Annotated in this window: 24 protein-coding genes; 10 read left to right on the forward strand and 14 right to left on the reverse strand. The window is 70.8% G+C overall.

The window, feature by feature from the left end; genetic code table 11:
* Positions 1-132 precede the first annotated feature (132 nt).
* The 3 genes from OL358_RS05740 to OL358_RS05750 are packed head-to-tail and all read left to right on the forward strand — an operon-like array spanning position 133 to position 3,082.
* Positions 133-1,239, forward strand: a complete 1,107-nt coding sequence (locus OL358_RS05740; RefSeq protein ID WP_264708981.1) for a heme/hemin ABC transporter substrate-binding protein — start codon at positions 133-135, stop codon at positions 1,237-1,239.
* Entirely contained in the window at positions 1,236-2,309 is a 1,074-nt protein-coding gene (locus OL358_RS05745) for a FecCD family ABC transporter permease (RefSeq protein WP_264708982.1), read from the forward strand. The genes OL358_RS05740 and OL358_RS05745 overlap by 4 nt, the downstream gene beginning before the upstream one ends.
* Entirely contained in the window at positions 2,306-3,082 is a 777-nt protein-coding gene (locus OL358_RS05750; RefSeq protein WP_264708983.1) for a heme ABC transporter ATP-binding protein, read from the forward strand. The genes OL358_RS05745 and OL358_RS05750 overlap by 4 nt, the downstream gene beginning before the upstream one ends.
* A 96-nt stretch (positions 3,083-3,178) precedes the next feature.
* Here OL358_RS05750 and OL358_RS05755 read toward each other — a convergent pair whose 3' ends face one another.
* A complete protein-coding gene (locus OL358_RS05755) occupies positions 3,179-3,544 on the reverse strand; it encodes a sterol carrier family protein (protein WP_264708984.1) in 366 nt (121 codons plus the stop codon).
* Positions 3,545-3,958: 414 nt separating this feature from the next.
* Between OL358_RS05755 and purD the strand changes: the two genes are divergently transcribed.
* Positions 3,959-5,230 (forward strand): phosphoribosylamine--glycine ligase, encoded by a 1,272-nt coding sequence (gene purD, locus OL358_RS05760; RefSeq protein ID WP_264708985.1) that lies wholly within the window; start codon positions 3,959-3,961, stop codon positions 5,228-5,230.
* 104 nt (positions 5,231-5,334) lie between these two features.
* On the opposite strand, the gene OL358_RS05765 is transcribed toward purD, so the two are convergent.
* Both OL358_RS05765 and OL358_RS05770 read right to left on the reverse strand, forming a co-directional pair.
* The gene (locus tag OL358_RS05765; RefSeq protein WP_413631495.1) at positions 5,335-6,765 is read right to left on the reverse strand and encodes a DHA2 family efflux MFS transporter permease subunit; all 1,431 of its coding nucleotides are present in this window, start codon (positions 6,763-6,765) and stop codon (positions 5,335-5,337) included.
* A gap of 137 nt (positions 6,766-6,902) precedes the next feature.
* Positions 6,903-7,523, reverse strand: coding sequence for a PadR family transcriptional regulator (locus OL358_RS05770; RefSeq protein ID WP_264708987.1), 621 nt, complete (start codon positions 7,521-7,523; stop codon positions 6,903-6,905).
* Between the two features lie 148 nt (positions 7,524-7,671).
* Between OL358_RS05770 and OL358_RS05775 the strand changes: the two genes are divergently transcribed.
* Positions 7,672-8,001 carry a hypothetical protein gene (locus OL358_RS05775; RefSeq protein ID WP_264708988.1) on the forward strand — a complete coding sequence of 110 codons (330 nt, stop codon included), beginning with the start codon at positions 7,672-7,674 and terminating at the stop codon, positions 7,999-8,001.
* Between the two features lie 20 nt (positions 8,002-8,021).
* Complete coding sequence (locus OL358_RS05780; protein WP_264708989.1) at positions 8,022-8,975, forward strand: phosphoribosylaminoimidazolesuccinocarboxamide synthase; 954 nt, start codon at positions 8,022-8,024, stop codon at positions 8,973-8,975.
* A gap of 43 nt (positions 8,976-9,018) precedes the next feature.
* Here OL358_RS05780 and OL358_RS05785 read toward each other — a convergent pair whose 3' ends face one another.
* A complete protein-coding gene (locus tag OL358_RS05785) occupies positions 9,019-10,596 on the reverse strand; it encodes a hypothetical protein (protein ID WP_264708991.1) in 1,578 nt (525 codons plus the stop codon).
* The gene (locus OL358_RS05790) at positions 10,578-11,357 is read right to left on the reverse strand and encodes an ABC transporter ATP-binding protein (RefSeq protein ID WP_319805433.1); all 780 of its coding nucleotides are present in this window, start codon (positions 11,355-11,357) and stop codon (positions 10,578-10,580) included. Before OL358_RS05790 ends, OL358_RS05785 begins: the two co-directional genes overlap by 19 nt.
* 167 nt (positions 11,358-11,524) lie before the next feature.
* On the opposite strand from OL358_RS05790, the gene OL358_RS05795 reads away from it, so the two are divergent.
* Complete coding sequence (locus OL358_RS05795) at positions 11,525-12,394, forward strand: VOC family protein (RefSeq protein ID WP_264708993.1); 870 nt, start codon at positions 11,525-11,527, stop codon at positions 12,392-12,394.
* A 6-nt stretch (positions 12,395-12,400) separates the two neighbouring features.
* Here the strand turns inward: OL358_RS05795 and OL358_RS05800 are convergent, their stop codons facing one another.
* The 5 genes from OL358_RS05800 to OL358_RS05820 form a co-directional block, all read right to left on the reverse strand.
* Positions 12,401-13,414 (reverse strand): LacI family DNA-binding transcriptional regulator, encoded by a 1,014-nt coding sequence (locus tag OL358_RS05800; protein WP_264708994.1) that lies wholly within the window; start codon positions 13,412-13,414, stop codon positions 12,401-12,403.
* Positions 13,415-13,456: 42 nt separating this feature from the next.
* Complete coding sequence (locus OL358_RS05805; RefSeq protein WP_264708995.1) at positions 13,457-14,926, reverse strand: glycoside hydrolase family 1 protein; 1,470 nt, start codon at positions 14,924-14,926, stop codon at positions 13,457-13,459.
* Positions 14,927-14,981: 55 nt separating this feature from the next.
* A complete protein-coding gene (locus tag OL358_RS05810) occupies positions 14,982-15,899 on the reverse strand; it encodes a carbohydrate ABC transporter permease (RefSeq protein ID WP_264708996.1) in 918 nt (305 codons plus the stop codon).
* Positions 15,896-16,918 (reverse strand): carbohydrate ABC transporter permease, encoded by a 1,023-nt coding sequence (locus tag OL358_RS05815; RefSeq protein ID WP_264708997.1) that lies wholly within the window; start codon positions 16,916-16,918, stop codon positions 15,896-15,898. The genes OL358_RS05810 and OL358_RS05815 overlap by 4 nt, the downstream gene beginning before the upstream one ends.
* A 126-nt stretch (positions 16,919-17,044) precedes the next feature.
* Positions 17,045-18,319, reverse strand: coding sequence for an extracellular solute-binding protein (locus OL358_RS05820; RefSeq protein WP_264708998.1), 1,275 nt, complete (start codon positions 18,317-18,319; stop codon positions 17,045-17,047).
* A 272-nt stretch (positions 18,320-18,591) separates the two neighbouring features.
* Here OL358_RS05820 and purS point away from each other — a divergent pair, with 272 nt between their 5' ends.
* Positions 18,592-18,840, forward strand: a complete 249-nt coding sequence (gene purS / locus OL358_RS05825) for a phosphoribosylformylglycinamidine synthase subunit PurS (protein WP_264708999.1) — start codon at positions 18,592-18,594, stop codon at positions 18,838-18,840.
* The gene (purQ, locus tag OL358_RS05830) at positions 18,837-19,544 is read left to right on the forward strand and encodes a phosphoribosylformylglycinamidine synthase subunit PurQ (protein ID WP_264709000.1); all 708 of its coding nucleotides are present in this window, start codon (positions 18,837-18,839) and stop codon (positions 19,542-19,544) included. The genes purS and purQ overlap by 4 nt, the downstream gene beginning before the upstream one ends.
* A gap of 21 nt (positions 19,545-19,565) precedes the next feature.
* Here purQ and OL358_RS05835 read toward each other — a convergent pair whose 3' ends face one another.
* Entirely contained in the window at positions 19,566-19,994 is a 429-nt protein-coding gene (locus tag OL358_RS05835) for a DUF1761 domain-containing protein (RefSeq protein WP_264709001.1), read from the reverse strand.
* 102 nt (positions 19,995-20,096) lie between these two features.
* On the opposite strand from OL358_RS05835, the gene OL358_RS05840 reads away from it, so the two are divergent.
* On the forward strand, positions 20,097-21,038 hold the full coding sequence (locus OL358_RS05840) for a 2-hydroxyacid dehydrogenase (protein WP_264709002.1): 942 nt from the start codon (positions 20,097-20,099) through the stop codon (positions 21,036-21,038).
* A 60-nt stretch (positions 21,039-21,098) separates the two neighbouring features.
* Here OL358_RS05840 and OL358_RS05845 read toward each other — a convergent pair whose 3' ends face one another.
* The 3 genes from OL358_RS05845 to OL358_RS05855 form a co-directional block, all read right to left on the reverse strand.
* Complete coding sequence (locus OL358_RS05845) at positions 21,099-21,617, reverse strand: adenine phosphoribosyltransferase (RefSeq protein WP_264709003.1); 519 nt, start codon at positions 21,615-21,617, stop codon at positions 21,099-21,101.
* An 83-nt stretch (positions 21,618-21,700) separates the two neighbouring features.
* Entirely contained in the window at positions 21,701-23,614 is a 1,914-nt protein-coding gene (locus OL358_RS05850) for a M64 family metallopeptidase (RefSeq protein ID WP_264709004.1), read from the reverse strand.
* A complete protein-coding gene (locus tag OL358_RS05855) occupies positions 23,611-24,072 on the reverse strand; it encodes a hypothetical protein (RefSeq protein ID WP_264709005.1) in 462 nt (153 codons plus the stop codon). Before OL358_RS05855 ends, OL358_RS05850 begins: the two co-directional genes overlap by 4 nt.
* Between the last annotated feature and the right edge of the window lie 73 nt (positions 24,073-24,145).

Here is a 24,145-nt window from a genome sequence, read left to right on the forward strand (position 1 = left end):
GCCGAGGCGCACGGTTCCGGTGCGTCAGTGCGATCGGGTGGGATTTGAGAGGTGAGGTTAGCCTCACCTAAGCTCGTTCGAGACCGTACGGCACATTCTCAGCCGGCGTCAAGTCTAAGGTAAGGCTTACCTATGAAACCCCTTCCTTTCGGCGCTCTGCTCGTCGCGGCTGCCCTCGCTCTGTCGGGCTGCGCCGCGGCATCCGCCGATGCTCCCGAGACATGCGTCGAAGCATCCGTCCCTCTCGCGGAACTCTCCCTCGCCGCCGACGCGCGCACCGCGGAGGGTCCGTCGACCGCGTGCCTGTCGTCCGACGCGATCGAGCCGGTGACGACGGATGCCGCGCCCGCCCTCCCCGTCACGGTGGTCGATGCCGAGGGCCACGAGGTCGAGGTGGCCGATGCGAGTCGCATCCTCCCGGTCGACATCTCGGGCACGATCGCCGCCACCGTGTTCGGACTCGGCCTCGGCGACGACGTCGTCGGCCGCGACTCCTCCACGAGCTTCGCCGGGACCGAAGACCTGCCGGTCGTCACGAAGTCCGGTCACACGCTCAACGCCGAGGCGATCCTCGAGCTCGCCCCCACCGTCATGCTGACCGACACCACGATCGGTCCCAAGGAGGTGCGCCAGCAGCTGCGCGACGCCGGCATCGCCGTGGTGGTGATCTCCAGCGAGCGGCGTGCCGACACCGTCGCCGACCTCGTCACCGAGATCGCAGCGGCGCTCGGCGTGCCCGAGCGCGGCGACGAACTCGCGGATCGGCTGACCGCCGACATCGCCGCGGCCGCCGGCGAGGTCGCCGCGATCGCGCCGAGCGCGGCATCCGATCGTCCGCGCATGCTCTTCCTGTACGTGCGGGGCAGCGCGAACGTCTACTACATCTTCGGACGCGACTCCGGCGCGGATTCGCTGATCGAGGCCGTCGGCGGCGTCGACGTCGCCGGCGAGATCGGCTGGGAGGGCATGAAGCCGATGACGGCGGAGGCGCTGGTCGCGGCTCAGCCCGACGTTCTGGTCATGATGACCGACGGTCTGGCATCGGTCGGAGGCGTCGACGGCCTGATCGAGCGCGTGCCTGCTCTCGCGCAGACCCCCGCCGGCGAGCGCCGCCGCGTGATCGACATGGCCGACGCCGAGATCCTGAGCTTCGGGCCCCGCACGGCGGACGTGATCCGGGCGCTCGCCCGCGCCCTCTACGCCCCGCCGCCCGCACCGACTCCCACCCCTGCGACGTGACCTCCGAGGTCGTCACCCGGGTACCCGCGGCGCACCGGGTCTCGCGGTACGCGGCGATGATCGTGGCGCTGTCGCTCGGTCTGATCGTGGTGGTCGTCGTCTCCCTCGGCCTGGGTCAGTACGCGCTGTCTCCCGCCGACGTCGTCGGCGTGCTGCTGCAATCCGTCGGGATCCCCTCGGCCTGGGCACCGGATGCCACCGCAGCGGCGGGCGTGATCCTCGACATCCGGCTGCCGCGCATCGTGCTCGGCCTGCTCGTCGGAGCCGCGCTCGCCGTGTCGGGTGTGCTCATGCAGGCGATTTTCGGCAACCCGCTCGCCGATGCGGCGGTCGTCGGCGTCTCGTCCGGTGCGGCTCTCGGCGCCGCCGCGAGCCTCACGTTCGGCCTCAGCGTGCTCGGGCTGTGGACGACGCCGGCGTTCGCGTTCGTGGGAGGGCTCGCCGCCGTCTTCGCCGTGTACGGCATCAGCCGTTCCGGCGGACGCACCGAGGTCGTGACGCTGCTGCTCACGGGCATCGCGGTGAACGCGATCGCGGGGGCGGGCCTGGCGTTCCTCGCGTTCGCCGGCACCACGTCGACACGCGAGCAGATCGTGTTCTGGCAGCTCGGCAGTCTCAACGGCGCCCTCTGGCAGAACATCGCGCTCGTCGCACCGCTCGTGATGGTCGGCGTGCTCGCCGCGCTGTTCGTCGCCGGCCGGCTCGATCTCTTCGCCCTCGGCGAGCGCACGGCGCGGCACCTCGGCGTCCGCGTCGAGCTGCTGCGCGTGACCGTGATCGTGATGGTCGCGCTTCTCGTCTGCGCGGCGGTCGCGTTCGCGGGCATCATCGGCTTTGTGGGGCTCGTCGTTCCGCACCTCATGCGGATGGCGATCGGCCCGGCCCACCTGCCGCTCGTCGTGACCAGCGCCCTCGGCGGCGCGCTCCTCATCGCGATCGCCGACCTCGTCGCCCGCACGGCGGTGCCACTGGCGGACCTGCCGATCGGCATGATCACCGCGCTCGTGGGCGGGCCGTTCTTCCTGTGGCTCCTCGTGCGCGCCCGCCGCCAGGCAGGAGGCTGGGGATGACCGCCCGCCTCGTCGCCGAGACGGTGACCGTGACCCCCGACGGCGCGCCCTCGCCGGTGCTGACGGATGCCTCGATCGAGATCCGCGCCGGGGAGCTCCACGCCCTCGTCGGACCGAACGGCGCCGGCAAGTCCACGCTGTTCGCGGTGCTCGCCGGCGACGTCGTGCCGAGCGGGGGCTCGGTGAGCCTCGACGGAAGGCCGCTGGGCGGCATCCCCCCGCGCGAGCTCGCGCGCCTGCGCGCGGTGCTGCTGCAGCAGAACGCCGTCTCGTTCTCCTTCACGGTGGAGCAGGTCGTGCGGATGGGCCGCGCGCCGTGGGCGCGCACTCCGGCCGAGGAGGACGACGATGCCGCCGTCGCGCGCGCGCTGACGCTGACCGACATGACCGGACTCGCGCGTCGTAGGGTGACCTCGTTGTCGGGCGGAGAGCGGGCCCGGGCGGCGCTGGCGCGCGTGCTGGCGCAGGATGCCGGCATCCTGCTGCTCGACGAACCCACGGCAGCCCTCGACCTGAAGCATCAGGAGGACGTGCTGCGCATCGCCCGCGATCAGGCGCGCGAAGGATCCGCCGTCGCGGTGGTGCTGCACGACCTCAACGCCGCGCTCGGCGTCGCCGATCGGGTCACGCTCCTCTCGCGCGGCCGGGTCGTCGCCACCGGCGCCCCGGCCGATGTGCTCACCGCCGCGGCGATCGAGGAGGTGTACGGGCAGCCCGTCGACGTCTTCCCGCACCCTGTCTCCGGCACTCCCGTGGTGACGCCTCGCCGCTGAACCCACCCCGCGCCCCGTCCGTTTGTGCGGGAGAATGCCCGCTCCGCCGGGGCGTCGTGCGCACTTTCGCCCGCACAAACGGAGGAGCCGGAGGGGTCAGGGGCGGAGGGGGAGCAGGTCGGAGATATCGGCGCGAATGCCGGATGCCGCGATGCGGCCCTGTGCGGCGGCATCCGCCCACGTCTCCGTGCCCGTCGCGAGGGCGACCCAAGTCGCCGCGTCGGTCTCGACCACGTTCGGGGGCGTGCCCCGCGTGTGCCGGGGGCCTTCGATCACCTGCACCGCGCCGAACGGCGGAATCCGCACCTCGACGGAGTTGCCGGGCGCCTTCTCGACGAGGAGCTGGAGCAGGTAGCGCACCGCCGTCGCGAGATCGGTACGCGAGGGAAGGGACGCGTCGCCCGCGGCCCGCACCGCTTCGAGGGCCGCGCGGCCTTCGTCGGTGCTGATTCTCCGGGGCATGCTCTCACGCTACGCCGCGCCGGGTGGCCCGGCTCCGTGCGCCCCGGCGCGGCGGCATTCGCCCGGCCCGCCCCCGGCGCAGCCCGCGGCGGCATTCGCCCGGCCCGGCGGCGGGTGCGGCGGCATTCGCCCGGCCCGCCCCCGGCGCAGCCCGCGGCGGGTGCGGCGGCATTCGCCCCGCCCGCCCCCGGCGCAGCCCGCGGCGGGCGCAGCGCGGGGCCGGCGGGGCACGTGCCAACGGCGCCCGGCGCATAACTCCTGCAACTTCGCGCAGACCTGCGTCCTCAGGCCCGAATGCGTCGGCGCATCCCGCAAGGTGCAGGAGTTATGCGCCGGGGATGGGCGCCCACCACCGCGCCCACCACCCGGGACGAGCGCCGAAATGCGCCGGATCACCCTCGGTAGGCTGGTCGGGTGAAGATCCTCGTTCTCGGCTCCGGCGCGCGCGAGCACGCCATCATCCTCGCGCTGCGGTCGGAGGATGCCGCCCACGAGGTCTTCGCGGCACCCGGCAACGCCGGCATCGGGCAGGACGCGACCCTCGTCGACCTCGACGCGAACGACCCCTCTGCGGTCACCGTCTTCGCGAACGAGAACGCGATCGACCTCGTCGTGATCGGCCCCGAGGCCCCGCTCGTCGCGGGCGTCGCCGACGCGCTGCGCGAACGCGGCATCCCGGTGTTCGGACCCGGCAAGGCGGCCGCCCAGCTCGAAGGTTCGAAGGCCTTCGCGAAGCGGATAATGGATGCCGCGGGGGTGCCCACCGGGCGGGCCGTGCGCGCTTCCACCCTCGCCGAGCTCGAGGCCGCGCTCGACGATCTCGGCTCCCCCTACGTCGTCAAGGCCGACGGACTCGCCGCGGGCAAGGGCGTCATCGTCACCGAGGACCGCGCCGACGCGATCGCCCACGCGGCGACGTACCTGCCGTCCGGACCCGTGCTCGTCGAGGAGTTCCTCGCCGGCCCCGAGGTGTCGCTCTTCTTCCTCAGCGACGGCGATCACGTCGTCCCCCTCAGCCCTGCGCAGGATTTCAAGCGCCTCCTCGACGGCGATGCCGGTCCGAACACCGGCGGCATGGGCGCCTACTCGCCGCTGCCCTGGCTGGCCGAGCGCTTCGGCGGCGAGGACGAGTTCGTCGACCTCGTCACCCGCGAGGTCGCCGAGCCGGTGATCCGCCGCCTCGACGCCGAGGGCACGCCCTTCATCGGGCTGCTCTATGCCGGCCTCATCCTCACCGACGCGGGGGTCAAGGTGATCGAGTTCAACGCGCGCTTCGGCGACCCCGAGACGCAGGTGGTGCTGCCCCGGCTCGTGGACCCGCTCTCCGAGCTGCTGCTGGCCGCGGCATCCGGCAATCTCGAATCGCACCCGCGCCCGGCGTTCGCCGACGCGGTCGCCGTCACCGTCGTCATCGCCAGCGAGGGATACCCGCAGGCTCCGGTGACCGGGCGCGCGCTCTCGGGGACGGATGCCGCAGCCGCCGTCGACGGCGTGCACCTCGCCCACGCGGCCACGGCCGAATCCGCCGACGGCCTCGTCGCCACGGGCGGCCGTGTGCTCAGCGTGGTCGGGCTCGGCTCGACCTTCGCCGAGGCCCGGGACCGCGTGTACCGCGCCGTCTCCGAGATCGGCCTCGAGGGCAGCCAGCACCGCACCGACATCGCCGCACGCGTCGTCGAGGCCTGACCACCCTCCCGCCCGCTCGCGCCCCGTCGAGCGATCGAGTCGCCAAAACACGCCGGCCGCCGAGGCGCGGAACCGGCGTGTCTTGGCGACTCGGTGAATCCGGGCTAGACCGCGTCCTCGGCGGCCTGCCACTCGGCGGTCGGCGTGGGAACGGGACGGCGGAGGAACAGCACCGCCACGACGCCGACGAGCATGACGGCTGCGGGCAGCAGGATCGCCTGCGACATCGCCACCGAGAACGGCTCGGCGATCTGCGGCGGCAGTGTGCCGCCCGCGAACCCGCCGGACGCCTCGGACGCGCCGGGGATGTTCGCCTCGAGTCGTGACTGCATGAACACGGCGATCGCGGCCGAGCCCAGCACCGAGCCGATGGTGCGAGTCGTGTTGTAGATGCCGGCACCGGCACCCGCCTGACGCGGCGCCAGGTTGCGCGTCGCCGTCGTGGCGAGCGGGCCCCACATGCCGGCGTTGCCGACGCCCATGATGAACGACGGGATCAGGAACATCCAGATCGGGGTGTCGAGGTTCATGAGGAACGAGTAGAGCACCAGCGAGATCGTCACGAGCAGCAGGCCGGGAACGAGCAGCACCCGGGGGTCGGTGCGGTCGAGCCACCGGCCGGCGAGCGGCGAGAGGACGCCGGCGGCGATCGCCATCGGCACGAGCAGCAGCGCCGACTCGGTCGGGGTCAGTCCGCGACCCAGCTGGATGAAGAACATCAGCGGCAGCGACATGCTCGTGACGGTGAAGCCGACGGTCGCGATGCCGAGGTTCGCGATCGAGAAGTTTCGGTCGCGGAACAGCTCGAGCGGCACGAGCGCCTCGCTCTTCGTCTTCGCCTGCTGCCAGATGAACAGGCCCAGCACGACGACGCCCGTGATGATCAGTCCCCACACGGTGATGGGGCCCCAGATGACGCCCCAGTCGTACGTCTCGCCCTCCTGCAGGCCGAACACGATGAGGAAGAGGGCGATCGCGCTGAGGAACACCCCGACGAGGTCGAACTTGTGCGGGTGCGTCTCGAGCTTGGGGACGAGGATCCACGCGAGCACGAAGCCGACGACTCCGACGGGGAGGTTGATGAAGAAGATCCATTCCCACCCGAAGCCGTCGACGAGCAGACCGCCGAGCAGCGGGCCGACGAGCATCGCGACGCCCGAGGTCGCGCCCCACAGGCCCATGGCCGCTCCGCGCTGGTTCGGCGGGAACGTGCGCGTGATGACGGCCATCGTCTGCGGCGTCATCAGCGCGGCACCGAGGCCCTGCACCGCGCGGAAGGCGATGAGCGCCCCGAGCGTGGGCGACAGGCCGCACGCGAGGGAGGCGAGGGTGAAGACCGCGAGGCCGATCAGGTAGATGTTCTTCGGCCCGAAACGGTCGCCCAGGCGGCCCGTGATGAGCAGCGGCACCGCGTACGCCAGCAGGTAGGCCGAGGTGACCCACACGACGTTGTCGAGGTTGTTCGTCTCGGGGTCGAGCGCGGCCTTGATGGCCGGGTTCGCCACCGAGACGATCGTCGTGTCGACCAGGATCATGAAGAACCCGATCACCAGCGCCCACAGGGCGGGCCACGGGCTGCGGGGCTTGTGTCCGACGGCATAGGCGCCGGTGATGGGGTGCGCGGATGCGCGGGCGGCGGGTCCGGATGCCTCCGCCTGCGTCTTCGGTTCGGTCATAGCCGTGCGGCCTTCCTCTGTGCGAGATAGCGTTCCGAGGGCTCGGGATCGAGCCCCCACGAGAATTCGGGGTCGGCGAGACGGGCGAGCAGCCCGTCGAGCCAGGCGAGGTCTGCGGCGAGCATCGCCTCGTCGCGGTCGACCTCGAGCAGATACTGCTCGGGGACGCCCTTGTGCTGCGCGAAGCGATGCCCGTCCGCGAGCGCCGCCTGCGCCGTCTCGAGCGCGTCGCGCCGCGTCATGAGCAGGGCGACGACCTCGTCGCGCTCGAGGTTGTGCGCCTCGGCGAGAGCCACGCGGAACTCGGCCGGGCGATCGATGCGGGGAAGCTCGCGGCGGACCCATTCGCCGACAGTGCGGGCTCCGGCATCCGTCACCGTGTAGGTGGTGCGCTCGGGGCGGTTGCCCTCGCGGTCGACGCCGACCTCGGCGACGAGACCGGCCCGTTCGAGCCGGCCGACCGTGTGGTAGACCGTGCCGTTGGTGATCGCGACCAGGCGATCGTCGCGGCGCATGCGCATCAGGCGGATCATCTCGTACGGGTGCATGTCGCCTTCGCCGAGCAGCGCGATCACCATCAGCCCGAGGGGCGTGAGGCGGTCGATGGCGTCCTTCATGATCCTCCGTGTCGATTAGTCCACATGGACTATACCTCGCCGGATGACGTATCGGGTTCGTCTGTGCGAAATCGACCTTCGCGGGCATCGCGAACGTCGGTTTCATACAGACGAACCCAGGGGCGGACGCCGGGGGTAGCGTGGGCGCATGACGGATGCCGCGGCCGCCCACGCGATCTTCGACCCGATCGCCGCGGCTTACCTCGAGCGCGACGGCGTCGACATCGGGCCGATGTTCGGAAGCGAGGGCCTGCGCATCCGCGGCAAGGTCTTCGGCTTCGTCGGCTACCGCGGCGCGCTGGTCGTGAAGCTCCCGGCCGAGCGCGTCGACGCCCTCGACGGCACCGACGGCATGGAGCGCATGGTGATGCGCGAGCGGGCGATGAGGGAGTGGATGCTGGTCCCGGCGTCCGCCGGCGACCGCTGGGATCCCCTCCTCGCCGAGGCGTTCGCCTTCGTCGACTCGATCACACCCTGAGCGGCCGGGATAATGGGCGGGTGACGACCCCCCTCGAACTCCCCGGCTGGCGCCATGTCTACTCCGGCAAGGTGCGCGACCTCTACGTGCCCGCCGACACTCCCGAGGGGGGGAGGCCGGCGCGCATGCTGGTCGTCGCCAGCGACAGGGTCAGCGCGTTCGACCATGTGCTCGAGCCCGGCATCACCGACAAGGGCGTGCTGCTGACGACCCTCAGCCTGTGGTGGTTCGACCGGCTCGCCGGCGCGGACGGGGGGCGCAGCATCCCGAACCACCTGGCCGCGTCCCACGTGCTCACCGTCGGCGACGACGGCGAGGCGAACACCGCGGACGACCTGCGGTCGTTGATTCCGGATGCCGTCACCGGCCGGGCGATGGTCGTGAAAAGCCTCGACATGCAGCCGATCGAGTGCGTCGTGCGCGGCTACCTCACCGGGTCGGGCTGGGCCGAGTACCGCGAGAGCGGGACGGTGTGCGCAATCCCGCTCCCCTCCGGTCTGTCCAACGGCGACCGGCTTCCCGAGCCGCTCTACACGCCCGCGTGGAAAGCGCCGATGGGCGAGCACGACGAGAACATCTCGTACGAGCGCACGGTCGAGCTGGTGGGAGCGGAACGCGCGGCCGAGCTGCGCGACCTGTCCCTCGAGATCTACGCGCGCGCGGCGCGCACGGCCGAGAAGCACGGCGTGATCCTCGCCGACACGAAGTTCGAGTTCGGCCTCGACGACGAGGGCGTCATGACGCTGGCCGACGAGGTGCTCACGAGCGACTCGTCGAGGTACTGGGATGCCGCGGCGTGGGCGGCGGGCACCACCCCCGAGGAGCGCATGGCCAGCTTCGACAAGCAGATCGTGCGCGACTGGCTGGCCGCGAACTGGGACAAGCAGGGCGAGCCGCCCGCTCTTCCCGCCGAGATCGTCGAGCGCACCGCCGCGCGCTACCGCGAGCTGCTCGAGCGCCTCTCCGCCGCCTGACCCTCTCCGCCGCCGGACCCCTTCCCCGCGAGGCCCGGCCGGTTCAGGCGTTCTTCATCGCGCGCAGGCGCGCGAGGAGAACCGGCCCGGTGCGGTCGAGCGTGCGGCCGCCCACCGCGATTCCGGCGACGAGGACCGCGGCGCCCATCACGATGCCGATGAGCCCTCCGACCGCGCCGAGCGCGGCATCCTCGGTCACGATCGCGATCGACCCGACGACGATCGCCGGCGACGCCAGCACGAGGGCGCACAGCGAGACGCCGAGGAAGACGAGTCCCTGCACGAACGTCGTGCCGGGAACGCGCTTGAACGGATTGTCGTCGGAGCCCGGGACCGGCACGACGAGCACCGCCGAGGTGACGGCGCAGACGCCGTAGCAGGTCAGCAGGATCCCCACCGACATCCCGAGGATTCCCGGCACCTGGGCGCCGTCACCGGACAGCGCGAGGGGGAGCGCCGCGCCGATGAGGAGCGCCGGGAGCGCGACCGCCCCGGCGGCCAGCGCGCGGCCCGCGCGGTCCGCCCGGCCCGGAGCGCCCGCGGCGAGCTGCAGGCCGAACGCCGTGCCGTCGTACGAGATGTCGGCATACGAGACCATGCCGAGGACGAGGGCGATCAGCGGTGCCGCGAAGCCCAGCGCGACGACGACGTCGCCGTCCCGCGCGTACAGCCACAGCATCACCGCGACCAGGGGCACGACGACGAGCTGGCGCAGATAGCGCGGATCGCGCGTCCAGTACGTGAGCGCCCGCGCGAAGATCGCCCCGGTGGCGTTCGCCGGCACCCGTCCGAACCAGCCGATGCGCCCCGCCGCGAGGCTGCCACCGGTGCGCTGCTTCGGGCGCACGAGCGCTCGACCCAGCGACCACCGCCACAGCGCCCACAGCGCCGCCAGCGTCCCGACGGCGATCGCGAGCTTTCCGAGAGCGCTGAGCCAATCGCCCGCCGCCGCATCTGCGGGCACCGCCCAGGCCGCCCCCAGCGGCGTCCAGCCCAGTGCGCTGACGACGCTGCGCAGCGAGTCCACGTTCAGCGCGAACCCGGCCGTGATCCCGGCGAGGATGGGTCCGGCCAGGATCAGCGGGATGAAGACGAGGATTCCGGATGCTTCGCGCAGCCGCCGCCCGCTGCTCATCCTCGCGGCGAGCGCAGCCATCGCCCGCGATGCGACGACAGCGGTGACCGCGGCCAGCGGCGCGCAGATCAGCCATGCCGGAAGCGCGGCGGGCCAGTGCACCCACGTGGCTACCGTGGCGAGCGCCGTGAGGGAGGTGATGATGCCGGGGACGCCGGTGACTCCCGCGAGGCCGAGCGCGATCATCATGCGCCGCAGCGTCATGGGGAAGACGACGAGCCGCTCCGGGTCCAGCGTGGCGTCCACCCCGAACGCCAGGAGAGGTCCTACGACCCACCCGATGGTGATCAGGCAGCCGATGCCCGTGATCACGACGGCCGCTGTCGGCAGGTCGCCGAACCCGAGCGCCACGAGGCCGATGACCGCGCCGATCAGCAGGGCGACGCCGTACGCCGCGCCCGCGACGAAGCCGACGAGCTGCGCGGGGTGGCGGGCCAGCTGGTTGCCGAGGACGCGGAAGCGCAGCCTCAGGAGGATCGCAACCATGCCGGACCCTCCGAGCGGTGGCGGCCGCCGACGAGGTCGACGAAGCGGTCCTGCAGCGACTGCCCGGCGCGCACGTCGTCGACCGAGCCCGCCACGAGCAGCCTGCCCCCCGACACGATCGCGACGTGGTCGCACATGCGCTGCACGAGGTCCATGGAGTGGCTCGACACGATGACGGTCCCGCCGCCGTCCACGTAGCCCGCGAGGATGTCCTGGATGTTCGCCGACGACACCGGGTCGACGGACTCGAACGGCTCGTCGAGGATGAGCAGTTCCGGAGCGTGGACCAGCGCGCACGCGAGCGCGATCTTCTTGGTCATGCCGGCCGAGTAGTCGATGACCAGCGTGCCCGCGGCATCCGTCATGTCCATCATCGCGAGCAGATCGGCCGTGCGGTGGGCGATCTCGTCGTGGCGCAGACCGAACAGCAGCCCCGTGTAGGTGACGAGCTGCTCGCCCGTCAGCCGGTCGAAGAGCTTGACACCGTCGGCGAGGTTGCCCACTTTCGCCTTCGCGGCGACCGGGTCACGCCACACGTCCGTGCCGTGCACGAAGGCACTCCCCGCGTCGGGCATCAGCAGACCCGTCGCCATCGAGAGCGTCGTCGTCTTGCCCGCGCCGTTGGGTCCGACGAGCCCGTAGAACGATCCGGTCGGAACGGTCAGGCTGATCCCGTCGACGGCGACCTTGTCGCCGAAGCGCTTGTGCAGCTGCCGCAGCTCGAGTGCCGCGGGTGGCGGCTCCGCGGCGGGGGGTCCCACGGGAGGGAGTGGTTCGGTCACACGGGCTCCGTCTGCTCGATCACGTCGATCGCCCGTCGAGACCGAGAGCGCGGGTCCAGCCTCTCCGACAGGGGGCCTCGAGGGCAATCACCGCGCCCAGGCGCGCCGCGGGAATCAAAGGCGGATGCCTCGGGTTGTCTATTCGCATGAATGAGAAACTCGCGGCCGACACGGGCATGGGGCCGGTGACGCTGCTCGTCGGCGATCTGGACGCCATGACGGCGTACTACCGCGACGTCGTCACCCTGCAGGTGCTCGCGGCCGACGGCGACACCGTCACGCTCGGCCGCGCGAACCGGCCGATCGTCGTGCTCCGGCACGAGCCCGCGCTGCGCCATGCGACGCCGGGCTCAGCGGGACTCTTCCACACCGCGATCCTCTTCGAGACGCAGGCCGCCCTCGCCGCCGCCCTCTACAGCGTCGCCCGGAACGCCCCGGGCACGTTCACCGGGTCGGCCGACCACCTCGTCAGTCAGGCGTTCTACTTCACCGATCCCGAGGGCAACGGCATCGAGCTGTACTGGGACCGCGCGCGCACCGAGTGGTCGTGGACGCACGGCAGCATCGAGATGGGAACGCTGTACCTGGACCCGAACGGATTCCTCGGCGAGCACCTCACCGAGGAGGCGGCGCTCGGCGCGACCGCCGGGGAGGCGGCATCCGTCGGTCACGTCCACCTGTCGGTGGGGGATGTCGCGACCGCTCGCGCGTTCTACGTCGACGCCCTCGGATTCGACGAGACGGCGGCGCTCGGCAACCAGGCCGTGTTCGTGAGCGCCGGCGGCTACCACCACCACATGGCGATGAACGTCTGGAACTCACGAGGGGCCGGACCCCGGATGCCGGCACTCGGCCTCGGCCGCGTCGACCTCGCCCTGCCCGACGAGGACGCCCTCGGCTCGCTCACCGAGCGCCTCCGCCATCGCGGCGTCGAGGTGCGCGACGACGGACGCGCCCTGCGATTCGACGACCCCTGGGCGAACGTCCTCCAGGCGACGGCGCCCGGCCGGGCCTGACGCGCGTCAGACCGATTCGCGGACGACGAGCTCGGTCTCGAGGATCGTCACGTGACGCGGATGCCGCCCTGCGAGCAGGTCGAGGAGCACGGTCGCCATGCGCTCACCCTGGGCGAACGACGGCTGCCGCATCGTGGTGAGCAGCGGCTCGACCGACGTCGCGACCGGTGAGTCGTCGAAGCCCATGATCGCGATGTCCTCGGGCACGCGAAGACCGGCGGCGGCGATGACGGTCAGCGCGCCGCGTGCCATGAGGTCGCTCGCGACGAAGACCGCGTCGGGCCGCTCGCCGGCTTCGAGGATGCGGCGCATCGCGTCCGCGCCGCCGTCGGCGGTGAAGTTGCCGTCGGCGATCACGCCCTCGTGCAGGTCCCACGCGCGCAGGGCATCGCGGTAGCCCTGCAGGCGGTCGACGCCGGCGGGCATCGTGAGCGGGCCGGTGATGCTGGCGATGTTCCGGTGCCCGCGCTCGATCAGGTACGTGGTCGCGTCGTGGCCGCCGCGCACGTTGTCGACGTCGACGTAGTAGTCCCGCTCGCGCTCGCGCACCGGGCGGCCGCCGTAGACCACCGGCACGGCGTTCGCGATGCGGTCGATGAAGAGGTCGCTGGTGTGGTGCGACACGATGATCGCGCCGTCGACGGCGCCGCTGCGCACGTAGCTGGTGGTCTTGTCGCCCGGGTCGTCGTTCGCGATGAAGAGGTTGAGCACGTAGTCCGAGCGGCTCAGTCGCGCGTTGATGCCCGACACGATCGCGGCGAAGAAGGGGTCGCCGAAGAATCGGGTGGTGTCCTCGGGCACGACGAGGGCGATCGCGTGCGTCTGCCGGCTTGCGAGCGAGCGCGCCGCCCGGTTCGGCACGTAGTTGAGGTCTGCGATCGCCTTCGTGACCGCTTCGAGCGCCTCGGGGCTGACCGCAGTGGAGCCGTTCACGACACGCGAGACCGTCGACCGCGAGACCCCCGCGGCAGCGGCGACCTCCTCGATCGTGACCGTCCCGCGCAGCGCGTCCGTCGTCATCTCCCCTGCTTCCCTTCCGGATGCTCCGGCACCCTGTGGATGCTACGACCGAACGGCCGCCGTATCCCGCTCGAGCGCCCGCGCGGCGATGATCCGGCTGTACTCGCGGCCACTGTCCTTCACGGTCCGCAACTGCGTGTCGTAGTCGACCCGCACGATCCCGAACCGCTTCTCGTAGCCCCACGCCCACTCGAAGTTGTCGAGCAGCGACCAATAGAAGTATCCCCGCACATCGGCGCCGGCATCCACCGCATCGAGGATCGCGCCGAGATGCGCGGACACGAAGTCCGCACGCTCGGCGTCGTGCACGCGCACCTCGCCGTCCTCGACGACGCGCTCGTCGTCGTAGGCGGCGCCGTTCTCGGTGACGAAGAGCGTCGTGCCGGCGGGCTGGGCGTACTCGTCCCACACCCGGGTCAGCAGGCGGGTGAGCCCCTCGGGCTGCACTTCCCAGTGCATCGGGGTGCGGGGCAGCCCGCGCTCGTGCCAGTGGATGCCCTCGTGCGAGGGGAAGGGCGAGTGGCCGGGTCGGTCGGTGGGGGCGTCGCCGCCGGCCGGGGGGACCGCCGGTGCATGGCCTCCGACGAACTCGCCGTGGTAGTAGTTCACACCGAGGGTGTCGATCGGGGTCGAGATGACCTCGAGGTCGCCCGGTCGCACTGCCGCCTCGAACGCGTCGATCGCGCCGGCGTCGACGGCGCGGATGTCTTCGACCACGTCCGCCGGGTATCCGCCGCGGAAGATCGGGTCGAGGAACCAGCGGTTGAACTGGCCGTCGATGCGGCGGGCCGCGTCGAGGTCGGCGGGATCGTTCTCGTCCACCGGGTCGGCGACCGTGAGGTTCAGCGTGATCCCGAGGTTGAGCGAAGCATCCCGCGCCCGCAGCTCGCGGACCGCCTGACCGTGGCCGAGCATCAGGTGGTGCGCGGCGAGCACGCCTTCGGTCACGCTGTAGTGGCCGGGGGCGTGGAGTCCGGCGGTGTAGCTGAGGAACGACGAGCACCACGGCTCGTTGAGGGTCGTCCACACGTTCACGCGATCGCCGAGGGCGTCGTGCATGTCGAGCGCATACTCGGTGAACAGGTCGGCCGTGTCGCGGTTCGCCCAGCCGCCCTTGTCCTGCAGCGCCTGCGGCAGATCCCAGTGGTACAGCGTGAGCCACGGCAGGATGCCGGCATCCAGCAGCTCGTCCACGAGACGCTTGTAGAAGTCCACGCCCTGGAGGTTGAGCGCACCGCCGTCGGGGCGAACGCGCGACCACGAGGTCGAGAAGCGGTAGGTCTGCAGACCCATCGACTTCATCAGCGCGACGTCATCGCCGTACCGGTGGTAGTGATCGCACGCCACATCGCCGTTGTCGGCGTTGATGACGGCCCCCGGAACCCGGCAGAACGCATCCCAGATCGAGTCGCGGCGTCCGCCTTCGTGTGCGGCGCCCTCGATCTGGAAGGCGGCGGTGGCCGCGCCGAACAGGAAGTTCGACGGGAAGGCGCGCGCGGTGGTCGCGGTCATGCGGACAGCGTCCTCTCTGGGATGGTGGTGTTCGAAAAGCGGTCGGATGCCGCGCTCAGCCCTTGACCGCGCCGGCCATGATCCCGCTCACGAGCTGCTTGCCGGCGAAGGCGAAGAGGATGAGGAGCGGGATCGTCGACAGGAGCACGCCCGCCAGCACGATCGAGTAGTCGACGAAGTAGTTCGACTGCAGCAGCGAGAGCGCGACCGGGAGGGTGGGGCTCTGACGGTCGAGCACGATGAACGGCCAGAAGAAGTTGTTCCACGCGCCGACGAACGTGAACAGGAACAGCATCGCGGCAGCGGGGCGGGCGGCGGTCACGCCGACCACCCAGAACGTGCGCATCATCGACGCGCCGTCGACGCGGGCGGCCTCGATGAGCTCGTCGGGAACGGACTGCTGCAGGTACTGCGTCATCCAGAACACGCCGAACGCGCTGGTGAGCGCCGGGATGATGATGGCGCCGATCTGACCCGTCCAGCCGAGGTCGGCGAACAGGATGTACAGCGGCACGACGCCGAGCTGCATCGGCACGGCCATCGTCGCGACGACGAAGATGAGCAGCGCCTTGCTGCCGCGGAAGCGGAGCTTCGCGAACGCCCACCCGGCCAGGGTCGATGTGACGACGACGGCGGCGGCGATGAGCGTGGAGCTGTAGATCGAGTTCCACAGCGCCGGCCAGAAGTTCACGGCCGGGTCGTTCACGACCGAGAGTGCGTTGGCGATGAAGTTGCCGCCGGGGATCCACGACATGTTCGGGTCGTTGATCGTCGTCGAGTCGCCCGAGCCGATCAGGAACGACCAGTAATAGGGGAACACGGCCGACACGATGACGACGCCGAGTCCGATGTAGACCCAGAAGCCGGCGCGGTGACCGCGGATCTTCGTCGTGCGGTTGCGGCCACGGCCTTCGGCGATGCCTGCGGTGGCGACGGTCTGCTCGACCATCGCGATGGGAGGAGTCGTGCTCATCGGCGGAACCCCTTTCTGCGCGGTGCGGTGACCCCTCTGCCACCCTCGTCCCGGACGAGCCGGCGGGTGACGGCGAGGCTGATCAGGCCGATGACGAGGATGATGAGGAAGAGGATCCAGGCCAGTGCGGCGGCGCGGCCGAAGTTCCACTCGCGCCAGCCGATGTTGTAGAGGAAGAGCGTGATCGTCAGCCACTGCTGCGCGGCCCCGCCCTCACCGGTGTTGTCGTACATGCGCGGCTCGTCGAAGATCTGCAGGCCGCCGATGGTCGACGTGATGATCACGAAGATGAGGGTCGGCCGCAGCGACGGCACGGTGATCGCGGTGAACTGGCGGAACGCGCCGGCGCCGTCGACGGTCGCGGCTTCGTAGTAGTCCCGCGGGATCGCCTGCATCGCGGCGAGGAGGATCAGCGCGTTGTAGCCCGTCCAGCGGAAGTTCACCATGGTCGCGATGGCGACGTGGCTCCAGAACGGGTCCTTGTGCCAGGGGATGGGCTGCAGACCGATGTCGGTGAGGATGTTGTTCACCAGACCGTGGTTGTCGCCGAACATGTTGCTGAAGATCAGCGCGACGGCGACGGGCGCCATCACGTAGGGCAGCAGCACGCCCATTCGCCAGAAGGTCTTGGAGCGGATGTTGCGGTCGAGCATCGCGGCGATGAAGACCGCGAGGATCAGCTGCGGCACCGTCGAGAGCAGGAAGATGCTGAACGTGTTGCGCAGGGCGGTCCAGAACTGCGGGTTCTGGAGGATCCAGATGTACTGGTCGAATCCGACGAATTCGCCGGAGTTGCGCACGAGGTCCCAGTTCTGGAACGAGATCACCGCGGTGTAGGCGATGGGGAAGAGACCCACGATCGCGAAGACGATGAAGAACGGCGAGATGTAGAGGTAGGGCGAGAACTTCAGATCCCACTTGCTCACCCGGTGGGAGAAGGAGATCACGCGCGGCTGGCGTTCGGGAGATGGCCGGTCGGCCGGCCCGGATGCCGCGGGGCGGGTTGCGGTCGAGGTCACCGGTGGCTCCGATTCGGTGTCGAGGTTCGAGGGGGGTGGAGGAGTGTGCGCGGGCGGAAGACCCGCACACACTCCTCCTCTCAGGCCTCGACCGGGCGAGCGGTCGAAGCTGTCACTGCTGGCCTATCAGAAGGCCTGGACCTCCGCGACCCAGGTGTCCCACGAGGTCTGCTCGTCCTCGACACCGTCGAAGACGCGCGTGACCGCGTTCTGGAGCGCGTCGTGGTACTTGAAGTAGCTCGCGTCCTTGTAGGGAGCGACCGTCACGGCCTCAGCGCGCTCGCTGAGGATCTCGCCGGTCGGAGCGTCGTTGAAGTACTCGTTGGTGGCGTCGGTGAGCGTCGGGTCCTCGTACGCCTTCAGCTGGCTCGGGAACGTGCCGGCGTTGGTGAAGGCCTTGACCTGCTGCTCCGGAGCGGTGAGCCAGTCGGCGAGCGCGAGCGCCGCGTCGACGTTGGCGCCGTTCTTGGGGACGGTCAGGTACGACCCGCCCCAGTTGCCGCCGCCGTTCGGGAAGACGTTCGCGATGTCCCAGCCGGTGACGTCGGGCGCGTTGCCCGAGATCACGCCGAGCATCCAGCCCGGGCACAGCATGGTGGCGAACTCGCCGTTGGCCATCGAGGCGAACCAGTCGTCCGACCACTGGCCGGCGTAAGCCGAGTTCGGGACGGCGCGCTCGGTGACGAGCTCGTACGCTGCCTGGATCTCGGGGTTGTCGGTCGCGATGACGGTGCCGTCGGGCTCGGTGTAGGTGTACTCGATCTGGTTCACGATGCCCTGGAGCACCGAGTTGGCCGAGTCGATCATCGGCTTGCCGGTTGCTTCCTTGTACTGGTCCGCGACATCCAGGAAGTTCTCCCAGTCGCCGTTGAACAGATCGGCGACGCCTTCGCGGTCGCTGGGCAGACCCGCGGCCTCGAACAGGTCGGCGCGGTAGCAGATGCCCTGCGGGCCGATGTCGGTTCCGAAGCCGACCAGACGGCCGTCGCCGTCGGTGGCGGCGGCTTCCTTCCAGTCGAGCCAGCGACCCTTGACGCTGTCGGGCGCCTCGGCGAGGAGGTCGGAGTACTGCATCGCCTCGGCGAACCAGTCGATCTCGACTGCTTCGATGTCGGCGAGACCCTCCTTGCCCAGCTTCTGGAAGTAGTTGGCACGCGCGTCGCCGGACTCGGCGGCGCGGTTGTGGACGATGGTCACGTTCGGGTGCTCGTCCATGTACTCCTGAAGGAGCTCGTCGGTGTAGCCGAAGTCGTTGAACGTGGCGATGGTGAGCGTGATGGGCTCGTCGGGGTCGGCCGAAGGCTGACCGCCGCCTCCACCGGCGCAGCCGGCGAGGACGATGGCGGAAGCCGAGAATGCGGCGACCGCTACGGCGCTTCGGCGGAAGGCACGTGAGTTCACTGTCACTCCTTTGTGTTGTCAGATCGATGTGTGTTGCAGGGGGTGTGCGTCCCGGGACGGGTTCCGGGCTGCGGCGCCCGTGGGAGCGTTCCCATCGGACGGAACCCGACGCTATGGGATCGCTCCCACGAAGTCAAGGGAGCGCTCCCATGAGCGGGTCACGGTTTCGTCACGACTGCTGGATGCCGCGTCATGGACACGCGACTTCGCCCAGCGCGCGCGGCCCGTAGACTGGAGGAGACCCCCGCCCGCGGTCGCCTGGAGGACCACACATGCCCACCATCGTCGTCGACGTCATGCCCAAGGCCGAGCTGCTCGACCCGCAGGGGAAGGCCGTGTCCGGCGCACTCGCGCGCCTGGGCCAGGAGGCCTTCACCTCCGTGCGCATCGGAAAGCGCTTCGAGCTCACCGTCGAGGGCCAGGTCACCGACGAGGTGCTCGCCACCGCGCGTCAGGTCGCGGACGAGATCCTCTCCAACTCCGTGATCGAGGACGTCGTCGCCGTCGAGGTGGTGCAGTGACCACCCGCATCGGGGTCATCACGTTCCCCGGCTCGCTGGACGACCGCGACGCGCAGCGCGCCATCGCCGTCGCGGGCGCCGAGCCCGTCGCGCTGTGGCACGGATCGCACGACCTCGAGGGCGTGGACGCCCTCGTGCTGCCCGGAGGGTTCAGCTACGGCGATTACCTGCGCGCCGGCGCGATCGCCGCTCTCGCGCCGATCATGGCGGAGGTGAAGGATGCCGCAGCCCAGGGCATGCCGATCCTCGGCATCTGCAACGGCTTCCAGATGCTCGTCGAGGCGCACCTGCTCCCGGGGGGCCTGATCCGCAACGCCCACCAGCAGTTCATCCGCCGCGACCAGCGCCTGCGCGTGGAGAACAACGACACCGCCTGGACGAGCGACTTCGCCTCCGGCCAGGAGATCGTCATCCCCCTCAAGAACGCGGACGGCGGGTACGTCGCCTCGGAGTCCGAGCTCGACCGTCTCGAGGGCGAGGGCCTCGTGGCGTTCCGCTACCTCGGTGTGAACCCGAACGGGTCGCTGCGCGACATCGCCGGCCTCACCAACGAGCGCGGCAACGTCGTCGGCCTCATGCCGCACCCCGAGCACGCCGTCGAGGCCGGCTTCGGTCCCGACACCTCCGCCGCCATGCGGTCGGGCGTGGACGGTCTGCCGTTCTTCACCTCGGCGATCGCCGCCGTGGTCGCCGCCGCGGCCTGAGACGCGGTATCCGGGCACCGCTCAGACGGTGCCGATGGGGGGCCACACCCCGATGATGATCGCCATGATCACGATCGTCACCAGCTCGTGCGCGATGTTGAGCACCGTCAGCGACGACGGCCGGCCCTCGAAGGCGTCGTGGGTGATGAAGCGCGCCGCGGTGAATCCGGCCCACAGGATCACGCCGGTGCCGACCGCGGCGAGCAGATAGCCGCCGCCGTAGAAATCCCACGCGAGATACGTCGAACCGGCCAGCACCCACGCGGTGATGAAGCTCACCAGCAGTGTGACCAGGATCGGCACCACGGCGCTGCCGCCACGGTCCATGTCGACCCGCGCGAGCTTCGCCCAGCGCTTGCCGAACACCTTCATCGAGTACCAGATCGCGCCGACGGCCATGCTCGACAGGGTCGCGAGCAGCACCGCCCAGTAGTTGATCTCGGGAACCATCCCGCACCTCCTCGTCGGGGCGGCACGGGCACATCGCCGCTCGTCGCGAGCGTATCGCCGGGGTCCGACGCCCGACCGGCACCGCGCCGATAGCGTAGAAGGGTGAGCCGAGGCATCCGGAATCTGATCGTGAGCGTGCCGACCGAGGATCTCGCCGCCGATGTGGGGACTCTCCCCGACGGCGTCGAGCTGGTCGTCTGGCCGATGGACGGACCCGCGCCCCGCGAGCGATTCGACATCGTCGTGCCGCCGTACATGTCGATGGCGCGCGTGCTCGCGCGGCTCGAGGGGGTGGAGGTCGGGCTCGTGCAGGGGCAGTCGATCGGGTACGACGGCGTCGCCGACATCCTTCCCGACGGCCTGGTCTTCGCGAACGCCGCGAGCGTGCACGAGACCTCGACCGCCGAGCTCGCCGTCGGCCTCGCGATCGCGGCACAACGTCGCATCGACGTGTTCGCACGCGACACCGCCGACGGCCGATGGGCTGCGCAGTTCACGCAGAGCCTCGCCGACCGCCGCGTGCTGCTTCTCGGCTACGGAGGCGTCGGCAAGGCCGTGGCGGCGCGGCTGGCCCCGTTCGAGGTGCAGCTGACCGCCGTCGCCCGGCGCCCGCGCGTCGAGGAAGGGATGCCGGTGCACGGCGTCGACGAGCTCCCCGAGCTCCTGGGCGAGGCCGAGATCGTCATCGTGACCCTTCCCGGCGGCGCCGAGACCCGGCACATCGTGGACGACGCGTTCCTGTCGGCCCTTCCCGACGGCGCGCTGCTGGTGAACGTGGGCCGCGGATCGCTCGTCGACACGGACGCGCTCGTCGCGCACGTGCGGCGCGGACGCATCCGCGCGGCGCTCGACGTGACGGAGCCCGAGCCGCTCCCGGCCGGCCACCCGCTGTGGGCGCTCCCCGGCGTGCTCGTGACGCCGCACGTGGGCGGCGACTCGAGCGCGATGGCCCCGCGCATCGCGAAGCTGGTGCGCACGCAGATCGAGCGCATGGCGCGCGGCGAGGCGCCGGTCAACGTCGTGCTCGGCGGCTCCTCGGACTGAGTCGCCAGAACACGCCGAACGCCGCTCACCGCCGCCGGCGTGTCTTGGCGACTGGTGGGTTCAGGCCGTGAAGACCGTGTGCACGTCGCCGACGACGGCGCGGCCGCCGAGGGCCTCGAGCTCCATCAGCACGGCCGTGCCGACCACGGTTCCGCCGAGGGTCTCCACCAGACTGCGGGCGGCCGCGAGCGTGCCTCCGGTGGCGAGCACGTCGTCCACGAGCAGCACGCGGGTGCCGTCCGTGATGTCGTCGTGGGCCTCGATCGTCGCCGTCCCGTACTCGAGGGCGTAGTCGACGGATGCCGCGGGCCGGGGCAGCTTGCCCGCCTTGCGGATCGGCACCAGCCCGGTGCCGGACTCCATCGCGGCCGCCCCCGCCAGCAGGAAGCCGCGCGCCTCGACACCGGCCACGACGTCGAAGTCGCCCTCGAACGGGGCGATCATGGCGTGGATCACCGTGCGGAGGGCCGAAGCATCCGCCAGCAGCGGCGTGATGTCGCGGAACATCACCCCCGCTTCGGGGTAGTCCGGGATGGTGCGGATGAGGGACTCGGCGCGGATCAGGGCTTCGGACGGCACGCGCCCACGATAGTCCGCCGCACCGGCGCCCACGCGCGGAGACGCCGCCGAACCCCCATCGGCGGCGTCTCCCTGCGCAGCGCTCAGGTGATCCCGAGCTGGAACCATCCGGCCCAGCCGCCGGCCGCGTTCCACCACGTGCTGTAGGCGAGATCGTCGGTGCCGGTCACGAAGACGTCGATCTGCTCGGCGACGCGACTGATGGCCGCCACCTGTCCGCCGGGCTTCCCGACGCCGCCCGACACGTTGAACCAGCCCGCCCAGTTGCCGCCCTCGTGCCACCACGTCGAGTACACGCGGTTGTCGGTGCCGATGACGAACAGGTCGAGGTGACCCGAGTACCGCGCGATCGCCGTGACGTCCGAGCCCGGCGAGGCGACGCCGCCCGACACCTGGAACCAGCCCTGAGCCCAGCCTCCGGTCGAGTTCCACCAGGTCGACATGATGCGCCCGCTGCTGTCGGTGGTGAACAGATCCAGCTGATCCGGATGCCGCGCCACGACGGTCACCGTGGAGTCCGGCCGGCACGTGATGCCGTTGATCGGGAACCATCCCGACCACCCCGACCGCTGGTCCCACCACGCCGAGTAGACCCGGTTGTCGGTGCCGACGGTGAAGATGTCGAGGTGGTGCGGACGACGGGCTACGGCCGTCACGGGCGCCCCGTTCGCCGCGACGCCGCCGCCGATGTGCACCCAGTCGTTCGCCCAGCCTCCTCCGCCGTTCCACCAGATCGTCATCGTGCGGCCGTTCTGGTCGGTCGTGAAGAGGTCGATCTGATCGGTGTAGCGGGCGAGGGCGGTGACGACCGACCCGGGGCGGCACCGGATGCTGCCCAGCGGGAACCAGTTCGACCAGCCGGCGGAGGCATCCCACCACGCCGAGTAGACGCGGTTGTCGGTGCCGACCGTGAACAGGTCGAGGTGGCGGTCGTATCGCGAGATCGCCGTGATCGGCGAGCCCGCACCGCCGGGAGCGGCGACGCCGCCCATGAGCGAGAACCATCCCGCCCAGCCGGATCCGGCATCCCACCAGTCCGACACGCAGCGGCCGTCCGGCGCCACCGCGAACACGTCGAGGTGCTCGGGGTAGCGTGCCACGACCGACATGACCGCGCTCGCTCGGACCGGCTGTGTCATGAGCGGTCGGAACCGGTTCCAGATCACGGCCTTGCAGATGGCGCAGAACTCGACGCCGAGGTTGCGCATCTTGCAGTTCCACTCGGGCCGGTATGCGCCGGCGTGGTAGTAGTGCGCGCCCTCGAACGTCCCGACCGTCCCGGCCGGAACCGGGCTCGCCGAATAGTCCTCGACGGCCGGATTCGGGTTGGTCTGCGTGGGGATGGGCGTGTTCGCCGCCACCGCCCAGCGCCACTTGAGCGTGTTGCGGTCGGTGTTGATCGTCACGTTCGGCTCGCCGGGCTCGACGGCGGGATGCTGCTGACGGTCCGCCTCGTTGCCGCCCGCCCAGTAGGGGTACTCGTCCGCCAGTCCGAACGCCGTGTGGACGGCCTCGTGGATCGCGATCTCGGTTGCGCCTCCCGCGAGCGAGTAGGTGCCGATCGCGCCGCCCGCGCCGCCGTAGACGGTCGAGTTCACCACCAGGAGCGCGAGCGTGAACTCGGGGACCTGCGCGGCCGCGGTCGTCAGCACCGTCGTGGTGTCGGCGAGAAGGAGACGACGGATGCCGCCACCGCCGAAGGTCGCATCGAAGAACGTGCGGGCTGTGGCCCCGGTTCCTCCAGGCCCGACCGGATCGTCGGCACCGCTGTCGGTGGAGCGGACGTTCACCCGGAAGACGTTGATGACCGACCGGAGCTGCCCGAACGGGTCCGTCGCGAGCAGCGCGGTGACGAAGTCCGTCGCCGCCGTGTCGAACGCCCCCTGCTGCGCCGCGGTGAACCCGTCGCCGAGCAGGACGATGTTGAACGCCTTGTTCCGCGGGGCGTTCCCGTGGATCTGCGTCGTGCCGATGACGGCACCGTCTGCGGTGGTCATGACTCCACCTCGTCGATCGCGTCATCCGAGAGGACGATCGGACCGGGTGCACGGAACGCCCGCTCGCCGGGCGGGGGTGCGGCATCCGGCGAGAGCGGACGCTGGAGCACCACGCGCGCGGCCGTGCGCGGTGCGGGCACCACGACGGTGAACGCGCCGCGGCGCATCGGATCGGGGACGCGCGAGATCGCCTCGCCCGGTTCGCCGAAGACCTCGACGGAGTCGGGGAGCGCATCCCGCACGCGGACGCGTGAGAGGGCGACGCCTTCGGCATCCCGCACCTCGACGTGGTCGACGCTCGGCGCTTCGTCGAGGTCGAACCCCGGCACCGCGACGTCGACGCGCTGCTGACTGACGAGGCGCACCTCGCCGTCTTCGTACTCGTAGATGAGACGGAGGGCGGCGCCCCGCGTCTCGTCGTCGTCGCCGGGCGAACCCGGCAGGTCGGGAGAGCTCATGGCTGCACCTCGGATCGATGGATGAGTGGCGGATCGGCGGATGAGCGTTCCCGCGGATCGATGCTCCGCGTGA

Source organism: Microbacterium sp. SSM24, from assembly GCF_025989145.1.
Lineage (GTDB): Bacteria > Actinomycetota > Actinomycetes > Actinomycetales > Microbacteriaceae > Microbacterium.